Raw genomic sequence first — 25840 nt, forward strand, 5'->3', positions numbered from 1 at the left:
TAGTCTTTGTTATTTGGATGGTTGTAATGTAAACAGGTCTTTTTTCTCCATTAATACTTCCATGAGCTGGCTAACTTGGTCATCAGAAGAACCTTCAAGTTTTTTTCCACCTTCAGGTCGTGGGGGTGTAAACATTTTTCCAACGATTGTTGGAGAACCCTTCAGTCCCAGCTGTGCCAGGTCAACATTTTCTAGGTCGCTAACTGCCCAAATAGTTGGCTCATACCTAGCGGCTTCAATCATGTTAGGCATTGGCGAATATTCGATATCATTAATTTCCTTTTCAATAGTTAACAGGCAAGGAAGCTGCGACTGAATTAATTCATAACCGTTTGTCAGTTTCCGTTTTATCAAAACCGTTTTTTCCTTCTGATTAACTTCCGTAACTTCGATAACATTTGTTACAGGCGGGATATCCATTCTTCTGGCAATCCCGGGCCCAACTTGTCCTGTATCACCATCGATGGCATGTTTGCCACAAATAATCATATCTACAGGGTGATCCTTGTTGATTCTTTCTAATGCTTTTGATAAGGCGTAACTGGTTGCTAGAGTATCTGCTCCTGCAAAGGCACGGTCAGTAATTAAATACCCTCTATCTGCACCTATTTCAATACTCTTTTTAATCACTGCAGTTGCTTGCGGCGGCCCCATTGATAACACTGAAATCGAACCGCCTGTTATTTCCTTAATTTTCACAGCTTCTTGAACCGCATGTGCATCGTAAGGGTTTAAGATTGCCGGGGCACTGCGCCGGTCGAGTGTGTTTGTTTTTGGATTAATTTTAATGATTTTTGTATCGGGTACTTGTTTGACACATACGACAATGTGCATGTAGGACTTTCCCTCCTCCATATAGTCTAAGAATGTTGAAAGCGTTTGCCTTCTTTGGTTATTTAAAATGCTTTTATTAACGATATATGTATCGAAATAGAAGCATATTACCCAAGTTTGATAGTTTTCTTTTTTTCCTACATGTTTAAACTAAATTTTAAAGTCATTTGGACAGTTTTCTAGGGAGTAATAACAAAAGCAGATGAAGACTTATAGATGCAGTAATGTGTGTAGAGAGTCATGATGAAAGTGTTTATTACAAAATAGTACTAATTTAACTATAAGAAATATTGAGATATAGACAATGATAAAAATCACATTAACCGTCTAATATTGTAGAAATAAATGGTTTCTTTTTTATGGGATTTTTGTTAGGAGGATTTTATGTTTGAAGTTTTTTTTGGCAGCGTTCTTTCTGCTTTATACTTCATAATAAATCTGAAGGATTATCAAGGGCTTTAGCTGCGCCTCTTTAGGAAGGAGATACCGGGAAATTAATTGTTGGCAATTGGCGCACAAAATGCGCCCGAAGGCCTTCTTGCCGCATTATTTTTAATCAATCAGCGAATTAGTAAACTGAAGGCCTTCCTTCTAGCAACCTTAACAGGTGCAATTGAAATTGTTGCTTCCTTTTTATGATATTTATTGACTTCTGTTGTTAAAGGCTTGTCCTATAGGGTTTATCATTTTCCGCAAGAGCTATGTTGTATAATATATTCTTTATACTAATACTCTTGGCCAAATCATGATCATTTGTTGAAAGGCAAATTTAACCTCTTCATTTGGCCGTGGAGTTTTTCCCATGATTTTTTGGTACTCATTGATCAATTCATCTAGTTCCTGGCTGTATTTTATCGTTTCTTCACTAGTAAAGCCCTGTGTATTGGCACTATTTATCATTAATTCCCTTTTTGCTTTGATTTCCTCAATCATGTCGGATTGATTATTACTATACTTGTACAATGTTATCCCCCTGCCTCTTACATTATTACTGTAAACTGCTAAAAAAGTAGACTACTTGAAGAATTATGACAAGAATTTTTATAAAAGTAAATACATTCGCAAAAGTAGACAAAACAATCTATTTATCTTGATATTCGACATGATTCTCGATTGATTTCTCCTTTTTTCGACAATTTACTCCACAAACGACCAGGAAATGATTCAGTTTATTCAAAAAAATCAAAGTACCTTTTTTCCTATTTTTCTAACATTTTCTATTTGTTTAATATTGAAAGGGTTTTCATTATTTTATCAAGATATTTTTTAGTATATAATTCCTATTTTATTTCATAAAAAAACTGGCTCGCTGCAGCCAGTTTTTTAACATTATTTATTTACTTTTATTTTTTCATAAATTGGCACCCAGCCTTCAGTTGTCACAAAGATACGCACCGCGACTACTTTACGATCTGCCTCTAAAGTAAAATAATGTCTTGTATTTTCAGGAACTGAAATCAAGTCTCCTGGATTCAAATGGACTTCAAAAAACTCACCATCTTTTCCTTGGATGACAAAAACACCATGCCCGCTAACAATGAAGCGGACTTCATCATCTGTATGATGGTGCTCGTTCTTAAAGTTTGTCAACAATACATCAAGATTAGGTGTATGTTCTGATAAGGAGATGACATCCTGAGCTTTATAGCCTCTTCTCGTGGAAATATCAGCAATTTCTCCTACAAAGGTATTTAAAATTTCTTCTTTTTCTTCATCACTTAATAAATACTTTTCCACTAGTGATGAAGGAAGTTTGCTAATATCCCAATTTTCATAAATTACTTCCTGAGACGCAAGAAAGCTTGAGACCTCCTCATGTTCGCGAAGTTGGTCCAGTTTGTTTTGAAATGTAATATATGCCATTTTTCATCTCTCCCCTTTAAAATATTGGCAGTGTTAAACTAGTCTGTTGATTTCCGCTCCAATCAACTGGGTAAAAAATCAACAGGAACCTTTAACACTGCTAAATATTAAACGACTTTAAATAATTGATATGGTTTATGTTCTAGCAAGCGTAATTGATAGCGAAATAAGAATTCGGAGGCTTCAAGTATTTTCTTAGCTTCAAAAGCGTTTCTTCCCCAAACTGTAATGCCATGGTTTCGGATTAAGACGGCGCCAGTATCGCCGGAAACATGTTCGGAAAATTCATTTGCAAGCATTGGGATATGGGCATAATTCCGAATAATCGGTATTTTCAGGACAGCATCCTCTTCCCATTTATCAAAAGCCTTTATCAGTTCTTGCCCTTTTAAGGTTACTTCGCCATTGTCACCATATACTTCTGAAATGACATTATTATCAATCGTATGGACATGGAGACTGCAGCCTGCATTAGTCTTACGGTATATCTCAACATGAAGCAAGGTTTCCGCGGAAGGCTTTAAATGGTTTTCTTCTACTGCATGGCCAAATTCGTCAACGAGTAAGAAATCCTCGTCTGTCCGCTTGCGCTTATCTTTCCCACTTGCTGTTACCAAAAATCGAAGCGGGTGATCACTAACCTTAATTGCCAGGTTTCCACTTGTCCCCATAAACCAATCCCGCTCAGCTAATTCATCCTTTACATCAGCTAATTCATTCCATCTTTCCTTTAGCATGATATTTCACCCACCTCAATTCTTTTTTTTATCTCCTCAATACAATCAAAGAACGTATGAAATTCCCGGTGGTTTATCCCCCACTCTAGGCATTTCTCCTGTAACAAATCTCTTGCCAATACAAAATCGGCATGCTTTGCAGCTTCAAGATCCGTTACGGAGTCTCCGATGACAATCCTAAAGCTATTTTTATGATTCAAATGACGAATGATGCTCGGTTTACAGCAGCCGCAATCATTTTTACATAAAGGATCACAAGTATGCGGCCAAAGAATCTGAATTCCTTCTTCAGAAAAATCAGATTTGTTGCAATATACTCCTGTAAATGGCCCATAATCAGCTAGAATTGGATAAATAAAGAAGTCGATTCCACCACTTACAATATAGAGGGGAATTCCTTCCTCATGTGCAAATGCAACAAACTCTTTAAAACCTGCACGAATTTTCGCATTTTCAATCGCAAATTTTGTTATTTCATCTTTTCTATCACTTGGTAACAGAGAAAATAACTTACCTACACCTTTGCAAATTGAAAATTGACGGGATAGAATCTGATTTTTTATTTCCTCCCATCCTGGAGGTGCAAATTTTTCCATGATGGCAATGATATTATCACTTTCCGTTATCGTCCCATCAAAATCACAATAAATGACTGGCATGGCCATTTACACTGTCACCTCGGCATTCCCCCATAACTGCAATGCCTTTTTGAGTTCTGGGAACTGTTCAGCTCCTTGGGCTAACAGTTTCCCTTGGAGGTTTGTTTCGATTGCCTGACGGAATGCTAAGCCTCCGCCACGTGCACCATCTGGATGACCATGGACGCCGCCGCCTGCGTTAATGACTGAATCGATACCAAAGTCACGAATTAATAATGGAACGAGTCCTGGGTGGATTCCAGCGGAAGGAACCGGGAATGCCCTTATGAAGGTATCCTCTTGCGTTAATTCGCTGGCAATCGCGAGCGCAGATTTTTTTTCCAATGCTACAGTTCCATATGGAGATGGAAATAGTGATAAATCTGCACCCGCATACCTTAGCAGCTTACCAAGCAGCAAGGAATGGGATAATCCATATTCAAGAGACGATGTTAAAGCCCCGCTGACTGCTGGATGGGCCATAAGCGGAAGACCTATTTCATCGTCCTCTCTTAATTCTTGAAGAACATCGAGCCCATATGAAAACACATTAAAAAGTAAAAGGTCTGCTCCAAGTTCTGCTGCCTTCCTTGCTTTATCCCTTAACTGAGAAGTTCTGCCTGTCAGATTAACAGCGTAAAGCGTTTTTTGGCCCGTCTCATCATAGACCTCTTTTAACACCTCTTTCCCTGCAGCGATTCTTTTTTCAAATGGTGTTAGTGTATTTTCAAAAAGAATTTCGTCATCTTTAACAAAATCGACACCACCAAGTGCCTGCTGCCTAAGCTGTTCGGCTAAAAAAGAAAGATCTTTACCAAGAACTCCTTTAAAGATGCTCATTAATAGCGGTCTATCATATACGTTTAATTTCGATCTAATCCCCTCAATCCCAAATTTCGGTCCTGGGAATAAACGCTTTATATTTTCGGCAAACTCTAAATCCAGTAATTTTATTTTTCCATCCAAAGAAAGTTTTCCAAAAACAGTTGTTAAAATCGCCGGTATATCATTTGAAAAATTAAGTGTCGGATAGGCAATACGAATCAAGGATTGATTTTCTTTTTCCGAGTGAATTCCCTCGATGGAAACGACCCTTCCCTTATGCTTTCGTAATTGGTTTTGTTCGAGTTCGGGCAAATTTGTCCATGAACCCACTGTCAGTCCTAGAGCAATTTCCTCTGCCTTTTTGTCTGGATTTTTTTCATCATGCAGTAAATATTTAGCGATTAATTCGGACATTATTACACTTCCTTTCGTAAAAACATAAAAAACCTCTTCGAAAAGAAGAGGTTAGCGGTTACCAAACTAACATCTTCTCATCTATCAGCTGCTCGCTGCAAGAATTAGCACCGTGCTTAAAAATGATTTAAGTCGGTTGCCGGGCTTCATTGGGCTAGTCCCTCCGCCTGCTCTTGATAAGAAAACGATTCGTAATATTCATTATTTTCACATTGGTTAACTTTAGTTTGGATTATCCCAAGAAAGAAATAAAATGTCAACCTATTTTTCAAAAATTTCTAAACAACTAATTCTTCTGACAGCTTCCCTTAGCCGCTCCTCCGTTGATAATAGTCCAACACGGACAAAACCTTCTCCATATTGACCGAAGCCAATACCTGGAGCAACCATAATATGTGCCTGTTCTAGAAGAATGTTAGCGAATTCCTCTGATGTTAGTCCATTGGGGACCTTTAACCATGCAAAAAAGGAGCCTTTAGGTGCGGTAACATCCCAGCCTAGTGATCGCAATCCGTCAATTAGGACATTCCTTCTTCTCTCATAAAGCTGATTTAATTCCTTTACACAATCTTGTGATGCAGTTAAGGCTTCAGCTGCAGCCTCCTGGACAGCACCAAATAAACTTACATATAGATGATCCTGCAAAAGCTCGATGGCCGAAATAACACTTTCATTTCCTACAGCAAACCCTACTCGCCAGCCGGCCATATTATAGGTTTTGGAAAGTGTATAAATTTCGATACCCACATCTTTTGCTCCTTCCACCTGCAGAAAGCTGATTGGTTTTTTTCCGTCAAAACCTATTGCCCCATAGGCAAAGTCATGGACAACGCAAATATCATTTTTACTGGCAAGCTTAACTGTGTCCTCAAAAAATTCAGCCGTAGCAGTTGCTCCTGTCGGATTATTAGGATAATTGAGGAACATTAATTTAGCACGAGATAATATTTCCGATGACAGTTCCTCATAATCTGGTAAGAAATGATTACTCTCTCTTAATGGCATCATCGCCATTTCAGCTTGGGCAAGGGCAACACCAGACCAATAATCGGGATAGCCTGGATCTGGGACCAGAATGGTATCACCAGGGTTTAACAAACACTGAGGTGTTTCTACCAGGCCAGCTTTGCCACCAAAAAGAATGGCGACTTCTTTATCGGGATTAAGGGTAACTCCATATTCTCTCAAATAATATTCTGCGGCAGCCTGTTTTAAATATTGATGTCCTTGGAAGGGCGAATATTTATGGTTGATGGGATTGGCTGCTGCTTCCTGAAGCTTCGCAACAATATGCCCGGGTGTAGGCTGGTCAGGATTTCCTTGTCCTAAATTAATAACATCATAGCCTTGTTCAAGATATTGACCAACTTTTTTCACAAGGGAGGCAAAAAATTGTTTTGGCAGACTATTTAAAAGATTTGATGACGGAAATTGTTTCAATACTCTCACCTGCTCTAACTAATTCAATTTTAGTTTGAAATTCTAGTCACAAATGATATAACTTTTATATTTACTTGTAAAGTAAAAATTCCGAACTTTTCAAAGGGCAATACAAATAATTTTCAAAAAATATTGACACTTATCTTTTTATCCTGTTATAGTACTTATCAGAATTATAAAATTTAAAAGTAGATACTCTTATCATGAGCTGGCTGAGGGATTTGGCCCTTTGAAGCCCAGCAACCGACCATAATGCCATTATAAAATGGGGCGGATTTTTTCGCCGGGTAAAAACCCTACTAAGGCACGGTGCTAATTCCAACAGAAGGATAGTCTTTCTGAAAGATAAGAGGTGCGAGAGACAAATATTGTCTTCAAAGCCTCTTTCAAAAAAGAAAGAGGCTTTTTGTGCTCCAAGCACAGCCAAGCCTCCGAAAAAGGAGAATAAAATAATGAGCCTATTAAAACAACAAACCTATCAACCATTAACCGAAGCTGCAGCAATTGATCTAGCATTAAGCTTAAATGTATTGCCTAAAAATGCGGACCTTACCTGCAAGGAAATTGGTGATGGCAACTTAAACCTTGTTTTTCATATTGTCGATAAACAGTATGATAAAGGCATCATTATCAAACAGGCCCTTCCTTACGCAAAGGTAGTTGGGGAAAGCTGGCCTTTAACCCTAAAAAGAGCAAAGATTGAAGCAGACGCCTTAAAAATTTTTGGACAAATTGCCCCTGATTTTGTACCTAGGGTTTATTACACTGATGATGTACTCGCAGTAACGGTCATGGAGGATTTGTCTCACCTTTTGATTGCGAGAACAGGCTTTATCAAAGGAGAAGCCTATCCATTAATTTCTCAGCATCTTGGAGAATATCTCGCTAAAACTTTATTTTACACCTCAGATTATGGTTTAGGTCCTGCAGTTAAAAAAGAACGGGTAAAGCAGTTTATCAATCCTGAACTGTGCAAAATTACAGAGGATTTAATCTTCACCGATCCATTCTATGATGCAGAGACAAATAATTTTGAAGCTGAATTAAGGTCGGCTGTTGAAAAACTTTGGCAGGATGAGGTATTGAAGCATCATGTTAATATTTTGAAAAAAAGCTTTTTAACCGATGCAGAAGTTCTCCTTCATGGTGACCTCCATACTGGAAGCGTTTTTGCCGATCATTCGGAAACAAAAGTAATTGACCCTGAATTTGCTTTTTATGGTCCTGCCGGATTTGATATCGGACAAGTATTTGCCAACCTTCTCTTCCAGGTCATTGTGAATGATAAAAACCGTGATATCTTTATCAAGCATATTGAAACAGTTTGGAATGTATTTGAAAATCAATTTTCTCATTTGTGGGAACGAGAGAATAAGGAACCTCTAGCAAAAACATCTGAATTCTTGGAATATAATTTATCTAAATTTTTCGATGACTCTCTAGGTTTTGCCGGCTGTGAATTAATTAGAAGAACAATCGGTCTTGCACATGTTGCTGATTTGGATTCAATCGAAAATAAAGAAATACGAATAGCTGCTAAACTAAAGGCATTGGAACTTGGTAAAAACCTTATAAAACTTCGAAAAGAAATCAAAGACCTGAAAGAGTTTATTCATGTAGTTGAAACGGTAATTTAGTAATGAAAAAGCAATCCGAAGGTTCGGATTGCTTTTTCATTCAGGCTTTGCCCACATTTCTTCTGGATTTAATTCATAAATTCCATTTTCCCGATACATATAATGATTAATGATGAATTCCCGGCGGATGGTCGCATAATCCTCGTGAAATTGTTTAATATACTCATTTATTTCTTTTTCTTCATATTTTTTTCCTTTTTTTAATCCCTGTACCATATGCTCAAACACGATTAATTTCTTTTTCCGCTGTGCAGGAATATTTTTTAATTTTCCTTCTTTAGTATAGAAATTCTCAATTATTTTTTGCCTTTCAAGACTATCTTCCACCATATTCTCCAGTTCCTCCCCCCTTTTTTCTAATAGCTGTGAGAGTACTTCTGCCTGCTGTTTGATCAAAGAACTATTTAAATAAAAGTAAATAGTATTTTTATCTCTTCTTTCATAAACCAGATGAACCTCGCGCAATTTTTTTATGTGATGGGTAATTGTTGGTGCGGTTAAGCCAAGCTTTCCTGCAATCGCTTGTCCATGTAGAGGTCCTTTAGCTAAAAGTGAAACAATTCTAACCCTTGTTGGATCCCCCATCGTTTTATAGAACTCAACTAAGCGGTTTAGCTGCATCAAAGATATCAACCTTTCGAAATTTGATATTCATCTAATTAGAAATATATCGAATTTATTTAATTCTGTCAAACAAATAAAACACTTCCTAATTGTGGAAGTGTTTTATTCTCTCTTTTTATGGCCAAGCGTAAAGTTATATGAAAAATGGATTATTATTATCTACAAATATTATAACATTGGGTTATCATTCTTAGCTTTTAGACGCTGCCATCTCTTTTCAACTTCTGCTTCAAATTCTTCTAATAATGGTTTATTTTCTTCCTTAAGAAGATGCTTGGTTTTACCCATATATTTCAACCAGTCAGAAAGTGAAATCCGTTTGTTCTTATCTTCAGGATTGTACGTAATCGTCGTTATTCCTTGCTCCACTTCATAAAGCGGGAAAAAGCAAGAATCAACCGCTGCTTCGACAATTTTTGTTCCGTAACGGTCATCTGATTTCCAGTTAAGCGGACATGTGATAAGTATTTTCCCGTAAACAGTGCCAACATTTTGAGCATACCACTGGGCCTTTGCACCTTTTTTCACTAAGTCTTGGGGGAATGCCTCTGAACCTGTAAATACATAAGGAATGTTGGTTGCCGCCATGATTTGTGCGGTATCCTTATGATGGAATGCTTTTCCCCGCTGGGCTTTACCAACACCAGATGTACTTGTCATATGCCCAATTGGAGTAGAATAAGACATTTGCGAACCAGTATTCATATACCCTTCATTATCATACTCAAGCATGATTAACTTATGTCCACGAAGAGCCGTACCAATTGCAGACCCCATACCTATGTCCATACCGCCATCACCAGTAATCATCACAAACGTCGCTTCATCAGAAACCTTGATTTCACCACGGCGTTTTAATTCCATGAATGCTTCAACTGTACCTGATAAGGTAGCGGCACCGTTTTGGAACAGGTTGTGTATCATCGTTTGCTTATGTGATGTGCTTGGATAACCCGTTGTCGTTACATAAGCACAGCCAGTTTGGAACAGAGTAACTATATCGCCCTCAATTCCTTTAAAGAAAAGTTCTAATCCAGCAAAGATCCCGCAGCCTGGACATGCCCCGTGACCAGATGCAATCCGTTTTGGCTTACCAGTAAGCGCACGTAGAGGAGGAATTTTCACTTTTAATTTATTGGTCTCTTCATCCATTTTTACATCGATTAAACCCGTTTTAAATACATCTCCATGCTGTGGCAAAATAACTGGCTTAAGAATTTTTTTAGGATTGCCTGGAATATGGCCATAGTAATCAAAAGGTTTTTCAGCATAGCCTTTTTCCATTGCGTCGATCGCCATATCAAAGAAAGCCTGGGCATCACTTGCATAGAAATCCTTACCGCCAAGACCAAAAACACGACTTAAAACGATTGTTTTATTGTTCTTGTCATCTTGAAGCGCTGATTTCACTTCATGTGTTAAGTTTGGCCCATTTGCGCCGTATGAATCTGCACGTTCACCAACTAATAATGTTTTTACATTCTTAAGTGCTTCGCGAATTTCCCTCGCAGGGAATGGCCGGATTATATTCGGGCTGATGACACCTGCCTTAATCCCTTTTTCCCGAAGCTGATCTACAACATCCTTGGCTGACTCTGCAGCTGAGTTTAAGAGGAATAATGCCACTTCTGCATCTTCCATTTTATATACGTCGAGAACAGGGTATTCTCGACCGGATAGCTTTGCATATTCTTCAGAAACTTCTTTAAATACTTCACCAGCATTATATATTGCTTCAGATTGCTGGAAGTGATTGTTAATGAAATCATCACCGCTCATATGCGCCCCAATTGTTACTGGCTTGCTTAAATCCCTGACAAAGTTGTAATCAGTTGGACATTCGCCAACAAATTGCTGAACAACACGACGATCCTTAAAGAATTCAACTCTGCGTTTTTGGTGGGATGTAAAGAATCCGTCATAAGCCACAATAACTGGCAGGCGTACTTTTGAGTGCTCGGCAATCTTTAATGCCATAATATTCATATCATATACGGCTTGGGGCGTTTTAGCCGTTAAAATCACCCAGCCAGTATTCAATGCATAATAAAGATCGGAGTGATCACCGCGAATATCAAGAGGCCCGCTGACTGCACGAGTTACTAGATTCATAACCATTGGAAAACGAGTACCTGATTGGACTGGCATTTGTTCAAGCATGTATAAAAAACCATTGGCACTTGTTGCATTAATAACACGGGCCCCAGTCGCAGCAGCACCATAACAAATACCAGCCGAACCGTGTTCTCCATCAGCAGGAATAAGCTTAATATCATGCTCGCCGCGTGTTTTCATCTGGTCTAAAAATTGGGCGACCTCTGTTGATGGGGTAATTGGAAAATATCCCATGATATGATAATTAATTTGCGCTGCCGCCATGGCAGCCATTTCATTTCCTGACTCAAATGTAGAAATTTGTTCTGCGGTTCCTTGTGTAGTTAACTTATCTTCTAAAATAGCCATTAAAGAATCCCCCCTGCAATATAAGGAAAGTTTTGCTTCGCGCGGTTTTCGTCTGCATATCCAAGCATTTCACGAAGGTCACCAAGTGCATCTGTGGGACATGCTTCCACACATTTTAAGCAGCCTTTACAATATTGATAGTCAATTCCTTTAAGAAACATTTGCTTTCTGCCGCGCTTATCTTCTCCTTCTTCCCAGACAAAACAAAAATCGGGACAAACATTATCACAGGCAGCACAATGAATGCATTTTTCTTGTTGGAACTCCGGAAGAAATCCCTGGCGTGATCCGCTTAAATCTTTAAATATACTATTTGCTTGTGAAACCATAACCCCGCCGATTTCCTGCGTCATGTAGCCAAGCTGTGGAAGCGGACGTGTGAATGCCTTGCCCTCAGCTCCTTCCGGCACTTCATATTTTTTAAATTGAACTTCATGATACCCGCGGTCAAACGTTCGAATATTGGGTTCAACTAGATGAGGATATTTCTTAGTAAACGTTTTCCGAATTACATCTCTCATTGAATCAGGATCAAGAAAATCACAAATACGATATAATGCACCAAGCATCGCTGTATTTACCTTTGTTTTTTCCTCAACAGCAATGGATAAAGCATCTACAATGGCAAGTGTGCCATATTCTAGCTGTAAATCCTTTTTAACATCATCAAATTCTCTAGCTGTGTTTACTAAAACAATTCCATCAGCATTCAATCCGCTGACAACATTAACCGTTCTATATAATGCTTCATGGAAAACACCTACAACATGCGGCTGTTCGATCGGACTATGATCTCTAATTTCGACATCAGGATCACAAAAACGGATAAAACTCTTAACCGGAGAACCCTTCTTTTCAGATCCATATGATGAAAAATTGGAACCTTTTAAGCCAAGACTAAAAACGCCAGCTTCTGCTAACATTTTTCCAGCTAAGTTTGCACCAAGCCCACCGATTGATTCAAGACGGATTTCAAAAAATCCTAATTCATTTTTCGTTGGTAAAATAGACATAATGTCCCTCCCATTTTAGAAATGCGGAAGCACCTTTTCCAGGGGCGACAGGCATAAGACAAGCCGGCGGGAGGTTGTTCTTTAACCTTCTCGTCGGATTGTCTTATGACCCCGAGCCTCTAGGCGCTACAGCTAGACAATTTTTTCGTTCAAAAATTTAACAAGAAAAAGACATAAAAACTTAACTTCCCCAAAGTTATTGTAGAGCATCACTTTTTTTTTAGCTGTGACAAAAGTCAAACATGGGAGTAAAAATTTTATAACACCTTGAATCATTTCCCCCAAACCGTTAATGCGTATGACTTGAAAGGGTTTACCTTTTTATATAACAGAAAAACATTTGTATTATAACAGTGGTTATTCCAAAAAAATAAGGTCTGCCTTTAGTATGTAAAGGCAGACCTTTTCTAAAAACTATAAATCATTAATAACAATATAAGATGCTTTAATTGGACCATGTACTCCGACAACAAGATTTAACTCAATATCTGCTGAATTACTTGGTCCAGTAATAAAATTGATGCATGATGCCACGTGTCCAGTCTTCTGATGAATTTCACGCATCTTTTTTGCCGCTTGTGTAATACGGGGAACTAAACTGCTTTTTGGAATTAAGGCAATATAGGTCGCCGGTAAAAAACTGATCGTTCTTCCTTTATTCTCATCACTAAACAAAACAACCGTTCCAGATTCTGCTAATGTAATCTCACTGATCGTAATACCAACATTCGCCTGTTCCGCTTTTGCGATGTTTTCTTCCCCTTTCGTATAATCCCATTTGTATACATCGATGCTCTGTTTAGGCCAGTCTTCGTTCATAAGTTGATCTAGACCCCACATAGTATAACGTGCGTCTTTCCAAGCCACAATCGGTCCCCCGCCATACGAGGTTACAACTTCATCAAGAGTTGAAGCTAATCCCTTTAGGTCAGTTGTATATAGCTTCGTATGAATTTTCTTACACTGCTCTGTCAAGACTTCTAACAATTCATCCTGTGAGGCATCCTTTAAAACCTCATGCTGCGGCTGGAATGCCCATTTGGGCCTTTCAACCACTCCGGTAATTCGCGGACGGTCAAGGCGGCTGGCAATTTGATTTAAAAATTTCTCCCGATTTTGTATCATGCCTGACATGTTTAGTTACCACCTTTATCGCGATTTTTAAACCAATCTCTAAATCTTTCTTTATTAGGAGCTGGAAATTCTCGAATATCCGTCCATGCCTTGAGGGGACCGGGACCTTTTGAGATTTTATCTCCTACGGTAAACGGGTTCATGGCTGCCGGTGCCATTTTAGTGCCGAGCTTATACAATGTCGGAGAGGCCGCTCCTAAACCGAACGCTTTCATCGCCAGCTTTTCAGAAATGGGTGCTTTCCCTTCTTTTTCGACAATGATCTCCCTGTGTTTATGAAGGAGATTGTGTAACGGTATTTTTACTGGACATACCTCTGTACAAGCTCCACAAAGTGTGGAGGCATAAGGTAATTCTTTATATTCTTCATATCCTCCAAGTAATGGTGATAATACGGCTCCAATCGGACCGGAATAAATGGAACCGTACGAATGGCCCCCTACATGACGATAAACAGGGCAGACATTTATACACGCAGCACAGCGGATACATTGCAAGACTGCCTGGAATTCCCCACCTAGTATATTGGACCTGCCGTTATCGACAATGACAAGGTGAAATTCCTCCGGACCATCAACGTCTAATTCCTCTCTTGGACCTGTTAAAACCGTAATGTAACTTGTCAATTTTTGGCCTACCGCGCTTCTTGTTAAGAGGCTGACAAGAACCTCCATCTCTTCAAAGGTTGGAACAATTCTTTCCATTCCCATGACAGTAATCTGTGTTTTCGGTAATGCCGTTACTAAATCAGCGTTTCCCTCATTCGTAACTAAGCTAAAGGAGCCTGTTTCAGCAACAGCGAAGTTACAGCCCGTTATTCCGATATCGGCTGATAAGTATTCCTTACGAAGCATTTCCCGAGCATGTGCGGCCAATTCTTCTGGCTTCGATGTTTTTGTATAACCTAATTTTTCTTTGAAGACATCGCGAATTTGCTCTTTATTTTTATGCAGCGCAGGAACCACGATATGGGATGGCGGGTCATGATCATCGACTTGAAGAATGTATTCTCCCAGGTCCGTTTCAATAACCTCACATCCCTCTTGCTCGAGTACTGCATTTAAGCTAATTTCTTCGGTGACCATCGATTTAGATTTAACGATTTTTTTAGCGTTTTTCTTTTGAACAATACTGCGAATATATCCATTCGCCTCTTCTTTTGTCTGAGCAAAAAAAACATGGCCGCCTCGTTTTGCGACATTCTCGCTTAATTGTTCTAAATAATAATCTAAGTGCTTTAGAACATGCTGTCGGATTTCTTCACCATGTGAACGCCAATTTTCCCAGTTTCCCAATTCCTCAGTTGCTCCCCGTCTTTTTACACCCATTCCATCCTGTGCTCCAGCCACAGCACCACGCATAAAGGAATTATGTATTCCTTTCTCAACACGATCCTTAAATTGATCGGTGCCAATCTTCATTGCCATTTGAATTCCCCTCCACACTTAGATTGAATCCACATTCTCTCAGCGATTGATTTACAGGCTATTTAATACCTCAGCTATATGCAGCACTTTAATTGGCTTTCCTTTTCTTTCAATTCGACCGCCAATATTCATAAGACAGCCTGCATCTGCACCGATTAAATACTCAGCTTCGGTTTCTTCTACATGGCGCACCTTTTCATCGACCATTTGCTCGGATATTTGCGCCATTTTAACTGAAAAGGTTCCTCCAAATCCGCAGCATTGTTCCTTGCCTGGCAATTCTGTAAACTTTAGCCCTTTTACATTTTTTAAAAGAATCATAGGTGCATCTTTTACACCTAATAATCTCGTCATATGACAAGAAGTATGGTAAGTTACACTCGCTTCAAATTTAGCACCGACATCTTCTATTTTTAAAACATCAACAATAAATTGTGTTAATTCAAATGTCTTTTCAGCCAGTTTTTTTGCTTTTGGTCCCCATACAGGGTCCCCCTTGAAAATATGCTGATATTCATGGAACATGAACGCGCAGGATCCGGAAGGGGACACGACGTATTCTGCATCCATAAAAGTTTCAATCATACGTTTCATCGCTTCACTTGATTCTTTAACATAACCGCTATTAAATGATGGCTGCCCACAGCATACCTGTGATTCCGGAAAATCAATTTCACACCCCAGCCTTTCAAGTAATTCTACCGTTGCTTTACCTACATTGCTTTGAAATAAGTCTACTAAACAAGTTGCAAAAAGAGTAACCTTCATGTGTTTCTCCCCTTTTTATTATCTAATATATTAGCTGCTACTGCACAACCGGTTAACCGGTCATCTGATGACTGATACAAAAAATAAGAATGTTCAAATTTTATATTAATCATATTACTATAAAGTTGCCAAATATAAAAAGGGCTTTCAATAAATTTTTATAAAAAAACGATTCTAATGGTTAGAATCGTTTTTAAACTTAAAGTGCTAAATTATTATGTTGGAGATACTTTTGAAGAATTTCCTCAACGTTTTCAAGGTGCTTCAACATGGATTGTTTAGCTCTGTCCTCGTTTTCGTCCCTTATGGCTTCATAAATAGCCACGTGCTCCTCGTATAACCGTTCTAATGTTGTCTGCTTAGAATATAACCAAACCCTTCTCGTCTCTTTCATTGTTTCACCCATTAAATCGGAAACATGGTTCATTAAGCTAAGTAAAAGAGGGTTTTGTGATGCTTCTGCGATGGATAAATGGAACTGCAAATCTGCTTTCTCACCAAGTTCCTCATTCCCTTGGGCCTCATTCATATCTTTCAATGCGCTCACCATATTCTTTAGGTGGTGATCCGTTCTCTTTTTCGCGGCTGCCCCAGCTGTACCGACTTCAATGATCTTCCGCACCTCTAAAAGATGGGTGATATCATCCTTATTCATTAAAATGGCGGTTGATAATGGGAAGGTTATTTGGTCTGATTCAAACTCGTTTATATATGTTCCTTCCCCCTGCTTCATTTCAATTAGGCCCATTGCCCTTAATGATGTTAACGCCTCGCGAATAGCAGAACGTCCAACTTGGAAGTTTTCCGCGAGCTGTTGGACAGAATCCAGTTTATCACCAGGCTTTAACTGGCCAGTTCGTATCATTTCATATATGGCTTCAGCAACTTCTTCGTATATTTTTTTTGGTTTAATTTTTTTATATTTCATCTATGACAACCCCTAACAAGCAATCAACATGTAATTAACTATTATCATACATTTTTTTCAAACAAAGTGCACCCAAACTAATTCATAACAGGTGTAGTTTAATTCATTTTCGGATTAATTTATTTTCAATTTATATAAAATTTTTAAAATTTTCTATTGAATTTTATTAAAATAGTCCCTTATAATTCTTTACAGATAGAAACATCGAGTCATCTGATGACCAAATCATCATTTGAAAGCGTTTGCCAGCAAAACATTAAGAGAGGAGCTCTTTTTAGCAAAAAAACTATTTAAAGCTAATTCAGGGGGATTAAGCTAATGACATTTACGCAAAATTTTACCGCAGTGGGAGATAATCTCGCACTTTCCGCAATCGTTGCACTCATTCCAATCCTTTACTTCTTCTGGGCTTTAGCAATAAAACGAATGAAAGGCCATATTGCCGGGTTATCAACACTAGCTATTGCTTTATTGGTTGCGATCATCGCTTATAAAATGCCAGCGGGCATGGCATTTATGTCTGCAACTCAAGGAGCTGTTTATGGTATTCTGCCAATCGGCTGGATTATCATAACTTCAGTATTTTTATATAAACTCACTGTAAAAACAGGTCAGTTTGATATAATCCGAAATTCAGTATTATCAATTACCGAAGACCGCCGTTTACAGGCATTATTAGTTGCGTTTTCATTTGGTGCATTTCTTGAAGGTGCTGCGGGATTCGGTGCTCCAGTCGCCATTTCCGCTGCTTTACTAGTTGGGCTGGGCTTTAATCCTTTATATGCTGCCGGTCTTTGCCTGATTGCAAATACAGCACCAGTTGCTTTCGGTGCAATTGGAATTCCGATTATTGCTGTAGAGGGTCCAACTGGGGTTCCAGCAATCGAAATTTCGAAAATGGTCGGACGGCAGTTACCATTCTTATCTGTTTTTATTCCATTTTATCTCGTTTTCATCATGACGGGCTTCAAAAAATCGATGGAGGTTTTACCTGCAATTCTAGTTTCAGGTGTTACCTTTGCTCTTACCCAGTATTTAACTTCTAACTTTATTGGACCAGAACTTCCAGATATTTTATCCGCTCTTGTTTCTTTATTCGCTTTAGCGATTTTCTTAAAATTTTGGAAGCCGAAAAATATTTTTCGCTTTGCAGCAGAACAAGAATTGGCTGCATCTTCTACAGCTAAAAAGCTTCAAAGTAAACAGGAACACTATTCCGGAGGACAAATTATCAAAGCTTGGTCTCCATTCCTTGTATTAACTGGAATTATCTCTGTTTGGGGAATTCCAACCATTAAGCTTGCATTAACGGGACATTATGAAGGTACAAATGCTATTTTAAAAGCGATTAATTCCATTGGCCACGCGTTGACATTTATGCCGGAAGTGCCGCTGTTAAACAATAAAATTCTAAATAGTGCAGGTGCTCCTATTCCTGCCGTTTATAAGCTTGAAGTACTTGGTGCAGCTGGAACTGCCATATTAATTGCATGTATCATTACCAAATTCATTGTCGGCATCTCTTGGAAAAACTGGGCGATTACTTTTGGAGAAACACTAAATGAGTTAAAGTATCCAGTTATCACAATTGGTTCTGTCGTCGGGTTCGCATATGTAACTAATGCATCTGGAATGAGCACAACTCTTGGCATGTCCCTTGCCAAAACAGGTTCTGTCCTGTTTCCATTCTTCTCGCCTTTCCTTGGCTGGCTGGGAGTATTTATTACTGGTTCTGATACATCCGCAAACTTGTTATTTGGCAACCTTCAAAAGATTACAGCAACCTCCATTGGTATGGATCCTGTATTAGCCATTGCAGCCAACTCCTCCGGAGGAGTAACTGGAAAAATGATTTCGCCTCAATCCATTGCAGTTGCTTGTGCTGCGGTAGGACTTGCCGGAAAAGAATCAGAATTATTCCGTTTCACCGTTAAACACAGCTTCATCTTGGTCATCTTAGTAGGAATTATGACCTTCTTACAGAGTCATGTACTGACATTTATGATTCCGTAAATGAATCAATCCTTAAGACCCGCGCTTCAAAAGTGCGGGTCTTTTTCCATGGTTTGCTTCTATCATTTTTGTTTACAATAGACTATAATAAAATATTGTTTTATTTTAGTAAAAGGAGTATTTTTATGAAGGTTATTTGCTCTACCTTGAATGCCAAGTATATTCATACAAACCTGGCAATCCGATACTTGAAAGCCTATGCTTCGCCAGAATATCACATACAAATTAAAGAATACACGATAAAGGACCCCATTATGAACATTGTTTCAGACCTTTATCAACAAAAACCATCCGTAATTGGTTTCAGCTGTTACATTTGGAATATTGAAGAAACGCTAAAAGTTGTCAATATGCTAAAAAAAATAGATCCTTCTATTACAATCGTCTTAGGGGGTCCTGAAGTTACTTACGATACGATTCATTGGATGGAAAACTATCCAGAGATTGATTTTATTGTGATTGGTGAAGGTGAACAAACCTTTAAACAGTTGCTAACAGAATTAGAGACGACTCAAAATTTATTGAATGTCCATGGCGTAGCCTATCGGGAAAATGGTCAAGTGAAGTGCACACCACAGCGAAATAAGCTTGATTTGAAGGAACTGCCCTCACCATACCGATTCCCGGAAGATATTCCCCATTTGGGAAAGCGGGTTTCTTATATTGAGACAAGCCGCGGTTGTCCGTTTAGCTGCCAATTCTGCTTGTCTTCTATTGAGGTTGGCGTACGCTATTTTGACCGCGAAAAAATAAAAGATGATATCCGTTTTTTAATGACAAATGGTGCAAAGACAATTAAATTTGTTGACCGTACCTTTAATATCAGCAGAAGCTATGCCATGGAAATGTTCCGATTCCTCATTGATGAACATCTCCCAGGTACGGTATTCCAGTTTGAAATTACTGCAGATATTATGCGCCCTGAGGTTATTGAATTTTTAAATCAAGAGGCACCTGAAGGCTTGTTCCGTTTTGAAATCGGCGTCCAGTCAACCAATGACTATACGAACGAACTTGTTATGCGGAAGCAGAATTTTGCAAAACTAACCAGAACAGTCACCATGGTTAAAGAAGGCGGCAAAATTGATCAGCATCTTGATTTAATAGCTGGGCTTCCGGAAGAAGACTATGCCTCTTTCCGCAAAACCTTCAACGATGTTTTTGAAATGAGACCAGAAGAATTGCAATTAGGTTTTTTAAAAATGCTGCGTGGAACAGGTCTCCGTCTTCGTGCTGCTGAGCATCAATATGTATATATGGATCATTCACCGTATGAAATCCTAAGCAATAATGTTCTTTCCTTTGACGATATCGTAAGGATTAAACAAGTAGAAGATGTTCTCGAGAAGTATTGGAATGACCACCGAATGGATCACACGGTTGAATATTTGGTAACGAAGGTTTTCCCTTCACCATTTGATTTCTTTCAAGAATTTGGATCCTATTGGGACGAGCAAGGCTGGTCAAGAATTGGACATCAGCTTGAAGATTTATTCCGCCGCCTTCATTCCTTTTTGGAGCACAAATCGATAGAAAATCTAGATGTGGCCGCTGGTCTGATGAAGTATGATTACCTAAAACATCATAAGTACAAGCCGAGAAAACCGTGGTGGGAAGCTACCTTTAATAAAAATGAGCGGACACAAGTGTATAAACAAATCGCTGAAAATCCTTCTTTATTAGGGGAAACTTTTATTAAGCTGGAACTTAATGAAAAGGAATTATATAAGCATACAATGCTTGAAAAGCTTTCTTTTGATTTATCAAGTTATTTAGCAACGGGTGAGATAAATAAAGTTCCTTCCTATCTATTGGCCTATTTCGATCCAGCCAAAAATCAGACACTTATTTTTCCCTATAGATGAATGAAAATAAGCCGGGTTTTTCCCGGCTTATTTTTCTTTCTTTGCCCCTTTTTGCTTAAATATCTTTTTTATTTCATACAACTTAACCCCATTAATATCGCCAATTTCCATACTGAAATCCTCTGTAGGAATACGCGGTGGGATCTTACGACGGCCTGCCATTTTAACTTCTTCCTTTTTTTCCTAGTTTTGAATTCCGGTTTTGAAATCGAATAGCATTGTTATTATCAGTGAATTCTGCAGAGAATTCACTTTCCTGTACATTTTTGTGCGGGGTTTTCGTATATTTTTCTACAGCATCAAATTCCGCTTTTCGCTTCGCCATGGTGTAACTCCTCCTAATAATTAATCTTACAGTTTTAGTTTTTTCATTTATGACTCAATCATTCATTTCCTTATTTTTCATTCATAAAATTACTCGCTTGAAAGAAAATAAAATAAAAATGGAGTGGTGAAAAAATGACAAAAGAAAATAAAGAAAAAGTAACCATTAACGAAACCATGCCCCACCAAATTAACGCACCCAGTTTTGAAGGTACTGGTATTAAGATGGAGGCTCCCTTTACCAATGAACATGGCGTAGTCATTGGAGACAGCCTGTATGCATCTGAAAACTCGCCATTGGAAAACTGGTCAAAAGAAACCGATCCTGCCATTATGTCAGGGGACCAGTGGGTTCATCCCACCAATGATATTGGCTGGAACACCGCCGAGAACCGTGAGCTTCTCGAAAGCAAAAGAAAGCCTAAAAGCTATCCATTTATGCATCCTTCCAAAGACGTCAGCCATGGAAGCGACTGAATGTAAGATACTCTGGGACTATGCCTCCCAGAGTTTTTTATTTGCATGATATAATAAAAAGGATAGCTTTTTGAGGGGGACAAATCATGTTAATACCTGAACTCGCTGAGAAAATTGTAAAAGAAGTGAGAAAGTTAATTGGCGAGGATATTATCGTCGTGAATAATGAGGGGTATATCATTGCAAGTACCGACCTTGAACGAGTCGGAACCTTTCATGAAGGGGCACTTATTGCTTCTCAACAAAAAAGAAAGTTGATTATTACAATAGAAGATCAAACTAAACTTATTGGCGTAAAAGCAGGTATTAACTTCCCGATTTTTTTCCAGAATAACGTAATTGGTGTAATCGGTATTACGGGAGACCCCACAACAGTAACTCCTTTTGGGGAAATTATCCGAAAAATGACCGAGCTTTTAATCAGTGAAAATTATTATGCTGAGCAATTTGATTGGCATTCCCGTGCTCTTGAATCTTTTGTGATGGATTGGGTCCAAGCCAAAGATTGGAATGAAGCTTTTATGAATCGCGCGAGGCTGCTTAACATCGATATGGAAATAAAAAGAGCTGCAGTGATCATTGAATTTTCTGGACTTACCTCCCCTATCACCCGGGAAGCATGGTCCTCGATTTTTAAAAAGTTTCAGAAAAATGATAAGGAAGTTGTCGCCCGTTCAGGAAATGAACGAATCATTCTCTTAATCAATTGCACAAAGGGTGCTTCTCGAGAGAGGATAGAAACGCGCTTAAAACAATTTTTTCTTTTTTTATCGGATAATTTTAACATTCATGCAAGTGCAGGTGTCGGCCAGCCAGCAGACCCTAAAGAAATCAAGGTCTCCTACTCTCAAGCTGAAAGATGTTTAAAAATCGTTAAATCCCCCAGCAGTATTGCATTTGATGAGGATCTAACCCTTGAAATGCTCTTAGAAGAAATCAGTCAAAAAACAAAAGCTGATTTTATAAAGCGAACGCTTGGTCCTTTAATACAGGAAAATGAACTAATTGGCACCATCAAGGAATTATTTAAACAAAATCATTCATTAAAAAATACAGCAAAAAATTTACATATCCACATCAACACTCTCCATTACCGTTTGAAGAAAGCGGATGAGTTAACCGGATTAAATTCGAATAATATCCATGATTTATTAACCATGTATCTCGCAATCCTCTTTTTAGATGAACAAACAAAAACCAACCAATAAAATGATGATTTTTTGGATGTTTATCCATAGCAGGCGAATGCCTGTTTTTTTTATACTTATATTAGTTAACTTTGTAAGCGGTTCACTAAAAAGGAGGAACTTTATGCTTTCGAGTATCGTAAAAGAAAAATTAGTCTCTGTTGTAACCAGTGAAAACTTTGATGATAGCAAGGTTGAAAGACTTTCCTACTCCTATGATTCAACGCCAAACTTTCAATCCCTTCCCGATGCGGTTGTTAGCCCAAGAAATACTCAAGAGGTATCTGAAATCGTAAAAATTTGTAATGAATATAAAATCCCGATTGTCCCGCGAGGATCAGGTACGAATCTTTGCGGAGGTACGTGCCCAACAGAGGGTGGAATCGTTATTCTATTTAAGCATATGAACAAAATTTTAGAAATTGATGAAGATAACTTAACTGTAACGGTTCAACCTGGCGTCATTACCCTTGAAATGACAAATGCAGTGGAAGCTAAAGGTCTTTTTTTCCCACCTGACCCTGGTTCCATGAAGATTTCTACCATTGGCGGCAACATTAACGAGAACTCAGGCGGGCTGCGTGGACTTAAATATGGAGTCACCCGGGATTATGTTATTGGACTCGAAGTTGTTGTTCCTAACGGTGATATTATTCGCACAGGCGGCAAACTGGCTAAGGATGTAGCAGGTTATGACCTTACTCGGCTCATGGTCGGATCTGAAGGAACTCTTGGCATTGTTACAGAAGCAACTTTAAAGCTTATTCCAATTCCTGAAACAAAAAAAACCATGCTGGCCTTATATCAAGATCTTGAAGCAGCGGCCAAAACTGTATCGAAAATTATCGCTAATAAAATTATCCCAGCAACACTTGAGTTTTTGGATCAGCCAACCTTAAAGGTTGTCGAAGCATTTGCGCAAATCGGCCTGCCAACAGATGTGCAAGCGGTTCTTTTAATTGAACAAGATGGCCCTCCTGAAGTAGTAAACCGAGATTTAGAAAAGATGGCTGAGATTTGTAAACAGGAAAAAGCAGTCTCTGTTCAAGTAGCGGCAACTGAAGTAGAAGCAGAAGCGTTACGAACAGCACGACGCACTGCCCTTTCAGCTTTAGCCCGTTTAAAACCGACAACGATTCTTGAGGATGCAACCGTTCCACGATCCGAAATAGCGAAAATGGTAAATGCCATAAATGAAATTGCCAAAAAATATCAACTCGATATTTGTACGTTTGGTCATGCTGGTGATGGAAATCTCCATCCAACCTGTCCAACGGATTCCCGTAATCATGAAGAAATGGAACGTGTAGAAATGGCTTTTTCTGAAATATTTAAAAAGGCTATTGAATTTGGCGGCACCATTACAGGGGAACATGGTGTTGGAGTTATGAAGGCTCCATACCTTGAGTTAAAACTCGGTAAGGAAGGAATTGCCGTCATGAGGGCAATCAAACAAGCATTGGATCCTAATAATATTATGAACCCTGGCAAGGTTTTTGCAAAAGACAGCAGGAAGCGCGTGGTGGTTGGGAAATGACAACAGTGAAAGATAGAGAACTCCTTCAAGAAAAATTTAAGGAACAAATGAATAAAGATGAGTTACTAAATTGTATGCGGTGTGGGTTTTGTCTACCTTCTTGCCCGACCTATATTGAATCAGGTTATAAAGAATCTCATTCACCAAGGGGTAGAATTGCCTTAATGAAGGCTGTTGTGGATGGGCTAATTGAACCAGATGAGGATTTCGAACGCTCACTCGTCCTCTGCCTAGGCTGTCGAGCATGCGAACCAGTTTGTCCTTCCGGTGTTAAATATGGACACCTTTTAGAGGATGCACGGGATATCATCAATCAAAACAAGAAATTTTCCATGCCAGTTAAAGTAGTACGAAAAACGGTATTTGAAGGCTTGTTCCCTCATCCAAATCGAATGAAAAATTTAACCGGATTAATTGGATTTTATCAACGCTCAGGTATTCAAACGATTGCCAGAAAAATTGGCTTTTTAGGACTATTGCCGGAAAGTTTAGTAACAATGGAAAAGGTGCTTCCGAAAGTGCCGACGTTGAAGGAAATGAAAAACCGTCCAGATTACTTCCCATCGATTGGAATACAAAAGCATCGCGTTGCATTCTTCAGCGGCTGCTTAATGGATACAATGTTTATGAAAACAAATGATGCTACATGCAAATTATTACAAATAGCGGGTTGTGAAATTGTCATCCCGCCAAATCAAACCTGCTGTGGTGCCCTTCATGGACATAGCGGTGAAAAACAATCAGCAAAGGATTTGGCCAAAAGAAATATACAAGCATTTGAAGAATTGAATGTTGACTTTATTATTACAAATGCAGGCGGATGCGGTGCGTTTTTAATTGACTATGATCATTTATTAAAAGACGATCCGGAATGGAGTGCCCGCGCAAAAATATTCGTCGAAAAAATTCAAGACATATCGGAAATTTTAGTATCGATTGGTTTTCATCAAAAGGTAAAATTAGAACTTCCTAAGCAAATTATTACCTTTCAAGATTCATGTCACCTGCGAAATGTCATGAAAACCGCTTCTGCCCCAAGAACACTGTTAAAGTCCATAAAAGGGGTTGAATATGTGGAAATGAAAGATGCGGACCGCTGCTGTGGGTCTGCAGGAATTTATAATATAATTGAATCGGAAATGTCAATGAAGATGCTGGATTATAAAATGATTCAAGCAAAAAATACTCTCGCCTCAACAATTGTCACTGCTAATCCTGGTTGTTTGTTACAAATGAATGTTGGAATCGAACGAGAAGGACTCTCAGGTAAGATGAGAGGAATCCATATTGTTGACCTCTTATTAGAAGCAATAAATGATTAATATAAACAAGTATTCCATATCCGAAAAACATTACCACTCATGAAAACTAAGAAGCAAAAGAATAATAATTGCTACAGAGATAAAAATCTCTGGAGAAAAAAAGGAGTTGAATGAGATGGCTAATAGCAGCAATAAATTATTAGTGCCTGGAATTGAGCAGTATTTGGATCAGGTAAAATATGAAATTGCCCAGGAATTTGGAGTTAATTTAGGTTCAGATACAGTTTCAAGAGCCAATGGTTCTGTTGGCGGCGAAATTACCAAAAGACTTGTTCAGCAAGCTCAAGCCCAATTATCGGGTAATTTTACAAACCAATAATTTAATAACATGGAAAAAAGTCCGGGGTTTGTGGACTTAACCCCGTCAAGT

At 38.7% G+C, this 25840-nt stretch carries 24 protein-coding genes, 1 pseudogene and 2 riboswitches; of the genes and pseudogenes, 9 read left to right on the forward strand and 16 right to left on the reverse strand.

Annotated features, from left to right (window positions below; all coding sequences use genetic code 11):
• Positions 1-9: 9 nt before the first annotated feature.
• Positions 10-834: an electron transfer flavoprotein subunit beta/FixA family protein gene (locus tag ACIFOT_RS24880; protein ID WP_430069254.1), complete on the reverse strand. Its 825-nt coding sequence runs from the start codon at positions 832-834 to the stop codon at positions 10-12.
• Positions 835-1335: 501 nt separating this feature from the next.
• Here ACIFOT_RS24880 and ACIFOT_RS24885 point away from each other — a divergent pair.
• Positions 1336-1565 (forward strand): annotated as a pseudogene (locus ACIFOT_RS24885) (ZIP family metal transporter); the annotation flags it as partial.
• Here ACIFOT_RS24885 and ACIFOT_RS24890 read toward each other — a convergent pair.
• From ACIFOT_RS24890 to ACIFOT_RS24915, 6 genes are all read right to left on the reverse strand, one after another.
• Entirely contained in the window at positions 1555-1797 is a 243-nt protein-coding gene (locus ACIFOT_RS24890) for a Spo0E family sporulation regulatory protein-aspartic acid phosphatase (RefSeq protein WP_430069256.1), read from the reverse strand. The pseudogene ACIFOT_RS24885 and the gene ACIFOT_RS24890 overlap by 11 nt on opposite strands.
• A 366-nt stretch (positions 1798-2163) precedes the next feature.
• Entirely contained in the window at positions 2164-2697 is a 534-nt protein-coding gene (locus ACIFOT_RS24895) for a 1,2-dihydroxy-3-keto-5-methylthiopentene dioxygenase (protein ID WP_430069259.1), read from the reverse strand.
• A 107-nt stretch (positions 2698-2804) separates the two neighbouring features.
• A complete protein-coding gene (locus ACIFOT_RS24900; protein ID WP_430069262.1) occupies positions 2805-3434 on the reverse strand; it encodes a methylthioribulose 1-phosphate dehydratase in 630 nt (209 codons plus the stop codon).
• A complete protein-coding gene (locus ACIFOT_RS24905) occupies positions 3428-4099 on the reverse strand; it encodes a 2-hydroxy-3-keto-5-methylthiopentenyl-1-phosphate phosphatase (RefSeq protein WP_430069265.1) in 672 nt (223 codons plus the stop codon). Before ACIFOT_RS24905 ends, ACIFOT_RS24900 begins: the two co-directional genes overlap by 7 nt.
• On the reverse strand, positions 4100-5311 hold the full coding sequence (mtnW, locus tag ACIFOT_RS24910) for a 2,3-diketo-5-methylthiopentyl-1-phosphate enolase (protein WP_430069268.1): 1212 nt from the start codon (positions 5309-5311) through the stop codon (positions 4100-4102). It abuts the gene before it with no gap.
• 74 nt (positions 5312-5385) lie between these two features.
• A riboswitch (SAM riboswitch) is annotated at positions 5386-5494 on the reverse strand.
• A 78-nt stretch (positions 5495-5572) separates the two neighbouring features.
• A complete protein-coding gene (locus tag ACIFOT_RS24915; protein ID WP_430069270.1) occupies positions 5573-6751 on the reverse strand; it encodes a pyridoxal phosphate-dependent aminotransferase in 1179 nt (392 codons plus the stop codon).
• Positions 6752-6946: 195 nt separating this feature from the next.
• A riboswitch (SAM riboswitch) is annotated at positions 6947-7103 on the forward strand.
• A 100-nt stretch (positions 7104-7203) separates the two neighbouring features.
• Here ACIFOT_RS24915 and mtnK point away from each other — a divergent pair.
• Positions 7204-8388 carry an S-methyl-5-thioribose kinase gene (mtnK, locus tag ACIFOT_RS24920; protein WP_430069273.1) on the forward strand — a complete coding sequence of 395 codons (1185 nt, stop codon included), beginning with the start codon at positions 7204-7206 and terminating at the stop codon, positions 8386-8388.
• A gap of 36 nt (positions 8389-8424) precedes the next feature.
• On the opposite strand, the gene ACIFOT_RS24925 is transcribed toward mtnK, so the two are convergent.
• The 7 genes from ACIFOT_RS24925 to ACIFOT_RS24955 form a co-directional block, all read right to left on the reverse strand.
• A complete protein-coding gene (locus tag ACIFOT_RS24925; RefSeq protein WP_430069337.1) occupies positions 8425-9009 on the reverse strand; it encodes a metalloregulator ArsR/SmtB family transcription factor in 585 nt (194 codons plus the stop codon).
• Between the two features lie 171 nt (positions 9010-9180).
• Positions 9181-11475 (reverse strand): thiamine pyrophosphate-dependent enzyme, encoded by a 2295-nt coding sequence (locus tag ACIFOT_RS24930; protein ID WP_430069276.1) that lies wholly within the window; start codon positions 11473-11475, stop codon positions 9181-9183.
• Entirely contained in the window at positions 11475-12488 is a 1014-nt protein-coding gene (locus tag ACIFOT_RS24935; RefSeq protein ID WP_430069278.1) for a 2-oxoacid:acceptor oxidoreductase family protein, read from the reverse strand. The genes ACIFOT_RS24930 and ACIFOT_RS24935 overlap by 1 nt, the downstream gene beginning before the upstream one ends.
• 414 nt (positions 12489-12902) lie before the next feature.
• Complete coding sequence (locus ACIFOT_RS24940) at positions 12903-13622, reverse strand: LutC/YkgG family protein (protein ID WP_430069281.1); 720 nt, start codon at positions 13620-13622, stop codon at positions 12903-12905.
• Positions 13623-13624: 2 nt separating this feature from the next.
• Complete coding sequence (locus tag ACIFOT_RS24945) at positions 13625-15049, reverse strand: LutB/LldF family L-lactate oxidation iron-sulfur protein (protein ID WP_430069284.1); 1425 nt, start codon at positions 15047-15049, stop codon at positions 13625-13627.
• A gap of 51 nt (positions 15050-15100) precedes the next feature.
• Positions 15101-15817, reverse strand: coding sequence for a (Fe-S)-binding protein (locus ACIFOT_RS24950; RefSeq protein WP_430069287.1), 717 nt, complete (start codon positions 15815-15817; stop codon positions 15101-15103).
• Positions 15818-16016: 199 nt separating this feature from the next.
• Positions 16017-16745 carry a FadR/GntR family transcriptional regulator gene (locus ACIFOT_RS24955; protein WP_430069290.1) on the reverse strand — a complete coding sequence of 243 codons (729 nt, stop codon included), beginning with the start codon at positions 16743-16745 and terminating at the stop codon, positions 16017-16019.
• Between the two features lie 318 nt (positions 16746-17063).
• Here ACIFOT_RS24955 and ACIFOT_RS24960 point away from each other — a divergent pair, with 318 nt between their 5' ends.
• Both ACIFOT_RS24960 and ACIFOT_RS24965 read left to right on the forward strand, forming a co-directional pair.
• Positions 17064-18758, forward strand: a complete 1695-nt coding sequence (locus ACIFOT_RS24960) for an L-lactate permease (protein WP_430069293.1) — start codon at positions 17064-17066, stop codon at positions 18756-18758.
• A 125-nt stretch (positions 18759-18883) separates the two neighbouring features.
• Positions 18884-20623, forward strand: a complete 1740-nt coding sequence (locus ACIFOT_RS24965) for a B12-binding domain-containing radical SAM protein (RefSeq protein ID WP_430069296.1) — start codon at positions 18884-18886, stop codon at positions 20621-20623.
• Positions 20624-20650: 27 nt separating this feature from the next.
• On the opposite strand, the gene ACIFOT_RS24970 is transcribed toward ACIFOT_RS24965, so the two are convergent.
• The gene (locus ACIFOT_RS24970; protein WP_430069299.1) at positions 20651-20785 is read right to left on the reverse strand and encodes a hypothetical protein; all 135 of its coding nucleotides are present in this window, start codon (positions 20783-20785) and stop codon (positions 20651-20653) included.
• A gap of 1 nt (position 20786) precedes the next feature.
• The gene (locus ACIFOT_RS24975) at positions 20787-20948 is read right to left on the reverse strand and encodes a hypothetical protein (RefSeq protein WP_166257651.1); all 162 of its coding nucleotides are present in this window, start codon (positions 20946-20948) and stop codon (positions 20787-20789) included.
• Between the two features lie 134 nt (positions 20949-21082).
• On the opposite strand from ACIFOT_RS24975, the gene ACIFOT_RS24980 reads away from it, so the two are divergent.
• The 5 genes from ACIFOT_RS24980 to ACIFOT_RS25000 all read left to right on the forward strand — a co-directional run bounded on the left by ACIFOT_RS24980 (position 21083) and on the right by ACIFOT_RS25000 (position 25789).
• Positions 21083-21424 (forward strand): DUF3905 domain-containing protein, encoded by a 342-nt coding sequence (locus tag ACIFOT_RS24980; protein WP_430069302.1) that lies wholly within the window; start codon positions 21083-21085, stop codon positions 21422-21424.
• An 86-nt stretch (positions 21425-21510) separates the two neighbouring features.
• On the forward strand, positions 21511-22632 hold the full coding sequence (locus ACIFOT_RS24985; RefSeq protein ID WP_430069304.1) for a CdaR family transcriptional regulator: 1122 nt from the start codon (positions 21511-21513) through the stop codon (positions 22630-22632).
• A gap of 103 nt (positions 22633-22735) precedes the next feature.
• On the forward strand, positions 22736-24148 hold the full coding sequence (glcD, locus tag ACIFOT_RS24990) for a glycolate oxidase subunit GlcD (protein ID WP_430069307.1): 1413 nt from the start codon (positions 22736-22738) through the stop codon (positions 24146-24148).
• The gene (locus ACIFOT_RS24995; RefSeq protein WP_430069310.1) at positions 24145-25470 is read left to right on the forward strand and encodes a (Fe-S)-binding protein; all 1326 of its coding nucleotides are present in this window, start codon (positions 24145-24147) and stop codon (positions 25468-25470) included. The genes glcD and ACIFOT_RS24995 overlap by 4 nt, the downstream gene beginning before the upstream one ends.
• A 115-nt stretch (positions 25471-25585) precedes the next feature.
• Positions 25586-25789, forward strand: coding sequence for a small, acid-soluble spore protein, alpha/beta type (locus tag ACIFOT_RS25000; RefSeq protein ID WP_430069313.1), 204 nt, complete (start codon positions 25586-25588; stop codon positions 25787-25789).
• Positions 25790-25840 lie beyond the last annotated feature (51 nt).

It is taken from the genome of Neobacillus sp. NRS-1170 (assembly GCF_050468025.1).

Excerpts from the sequence above, each read along its gene's own strand:
- ACIFOT_RS24905 (WP_430069265.1), bottom strand. The coding sequence starts at position 4,099 with ATGGCCATGCCAGTCATTTATTGTGATTTTGATGGGACGATAACGGAA.
- ACIFOT_RS24985 (WP_430069304.1), top strand. The coding sequence starts at position 21,511 with ATGTTAATACCTGAACTCGCTGAGAAAATTGTAAAAGAAGTGAGAAAG.
- ACIFOT_RS24880 (WP_430069254.1), bottom strand. The coding sequence starts at position 834 with ATGCACATTGTCGTATGTGTCAAACAAGTACCCGATACAAAAATCATT.
- ACIFOT_RS24935 (WP_430069278.1), bottom strand. The coding sequence starts at position 12,488 with ATGTCTATTTTACCAACGAAAAATGAATTAGGATTTTTTGAAATCCGT.
- ACIFOT_RS24925 (WP_430069337.1), bottom strand. The coding sequence starts at position 9,009 with ATGCAGCTAAACCGCTTAGTTGAGTTCTATAAAACGATGGGGGATCCA.
- ACIFOT_RS25000 (WP_430069313.1), top strand. The coding sequence starts at position 25,586 with ATGGCTAATAGCAGCAATAAATTATTAGTGCCTGGAATTGAGCAGTAT.
- ACIFOT_RS24930 (WP_430069276.1), bottom strand. The coding sequence starts at position 11,475 with ATGGCTATTTTAGAAGATAAGTTAACTACACAAGGAACCGCAGAACAA.
- ACIFOT_RS24940 (WP_430069281.1), bottom strand. The coding sequence starts at position 13,622 with ATGTCAGGCATGATACAAAATCGGGAGAAATTTTTAAATCAAATTGCC.
- ACIFOT_RS24975 (WP_166257651.1), bottom strand. The coding sequence starts at position 20,948 with ATGGCGAAGCGAAAAGCGGAATTTGATGCTGTAGAAAAATATACGAAA.
- ACIFOT_RS24960 (WP_430069293.1), top strand. The coding sequence starts at position 17,064 with ATGACATTTACGCAAAATTTTACCGCAGTGGGAGATAATCTCGCACTT.
- glcD (WP_430069307.1), top strand. The coding sequence starts at position 22,736 with ATGCTTTCGAGTATCGTAAAAGAAAAATTAGTCTCTGTTGTAACCAGT.
- ACIFOT_RS24955 (WP_430069290.1), bottom strand. The coding sequence starts at position 16,745 with ATGAAATATAAAAAAATTAAACCAAAAAAAATATACGAAGAAGTTGCT.
- mtnW (WP_430069268.1), bottom strand. The coding sequence starts at position 5,311 with ATGTCCGAATTAATCGCTAAATATTTACTGCATGATGAAAAAAATCCA.
- ACIFOT_RS24995 (WP_430069310.1), top strand. The coding sequence starts at position 24,145 with ATGACAACAGTGAAAGATAGAGAACTCCTTCAAGAAAAATTTAAGGAA.
- ACIFOT_RS24965 (WP_430069296.1), top strand. The coding sequence starts at position 18,884 with ATGAAGGTTATTTGCTCTACCTTGAATGCCAAGTATATTCATACAAAC.
- ACIFOT_RS24950 (WP_430069287.1), bottom strand. The coding sequence starts at position 15,817 with ATGAAGGTTACTCTTTTTGCAACTTGTTTAGTAGACTTATTTCAAAGC.
- ACIFOT_RS24945 (WP_430069284.1), bottom strand. The coding sequence starts at position 15,049 with ATGGCAATGAAGATTGGCACCGATCAATTTAAGGATCGTGTTGAGAAA.
- ACIFOT_RS24895 (WP_430069259.1), bottom strand. The coding sequence starts at position 2,697 with ATGGCATATATTACATTTCAAAACAAACTGGACCAACTTCGCGAACAT.
- mtnK (WP_430069273.1), top strand. The coding sequence starts at position 7,204 with ATGAGCCTATTAAAACAACAAACCTATCAACCATTAACCGAAGCTGCA.
- ACIFOT_RS24970 (WP_430069299.1), bottom strand. The coding sequence starts at position 20,785 with ATGGCAGGCCGTCGTAAGATCCCACCGCGTATTCCTACAGAGGATTTC.
- ACIFOT_RS24980 (WP_430069302.1), top strand. The coding sequence starts at position 21,083 with ATGACAAAAGAAAATAAAGAAAAAGTAACCATTAACGAAACCATGCCC.
- ACIFOT_RS24900 (WP_430069262.1), bottom strand. The coding sequence starts at position 3,434 with ATGCTAAAGGAAAGATGGAATGAATTAGCTGATGTAAAGGATGAATTA.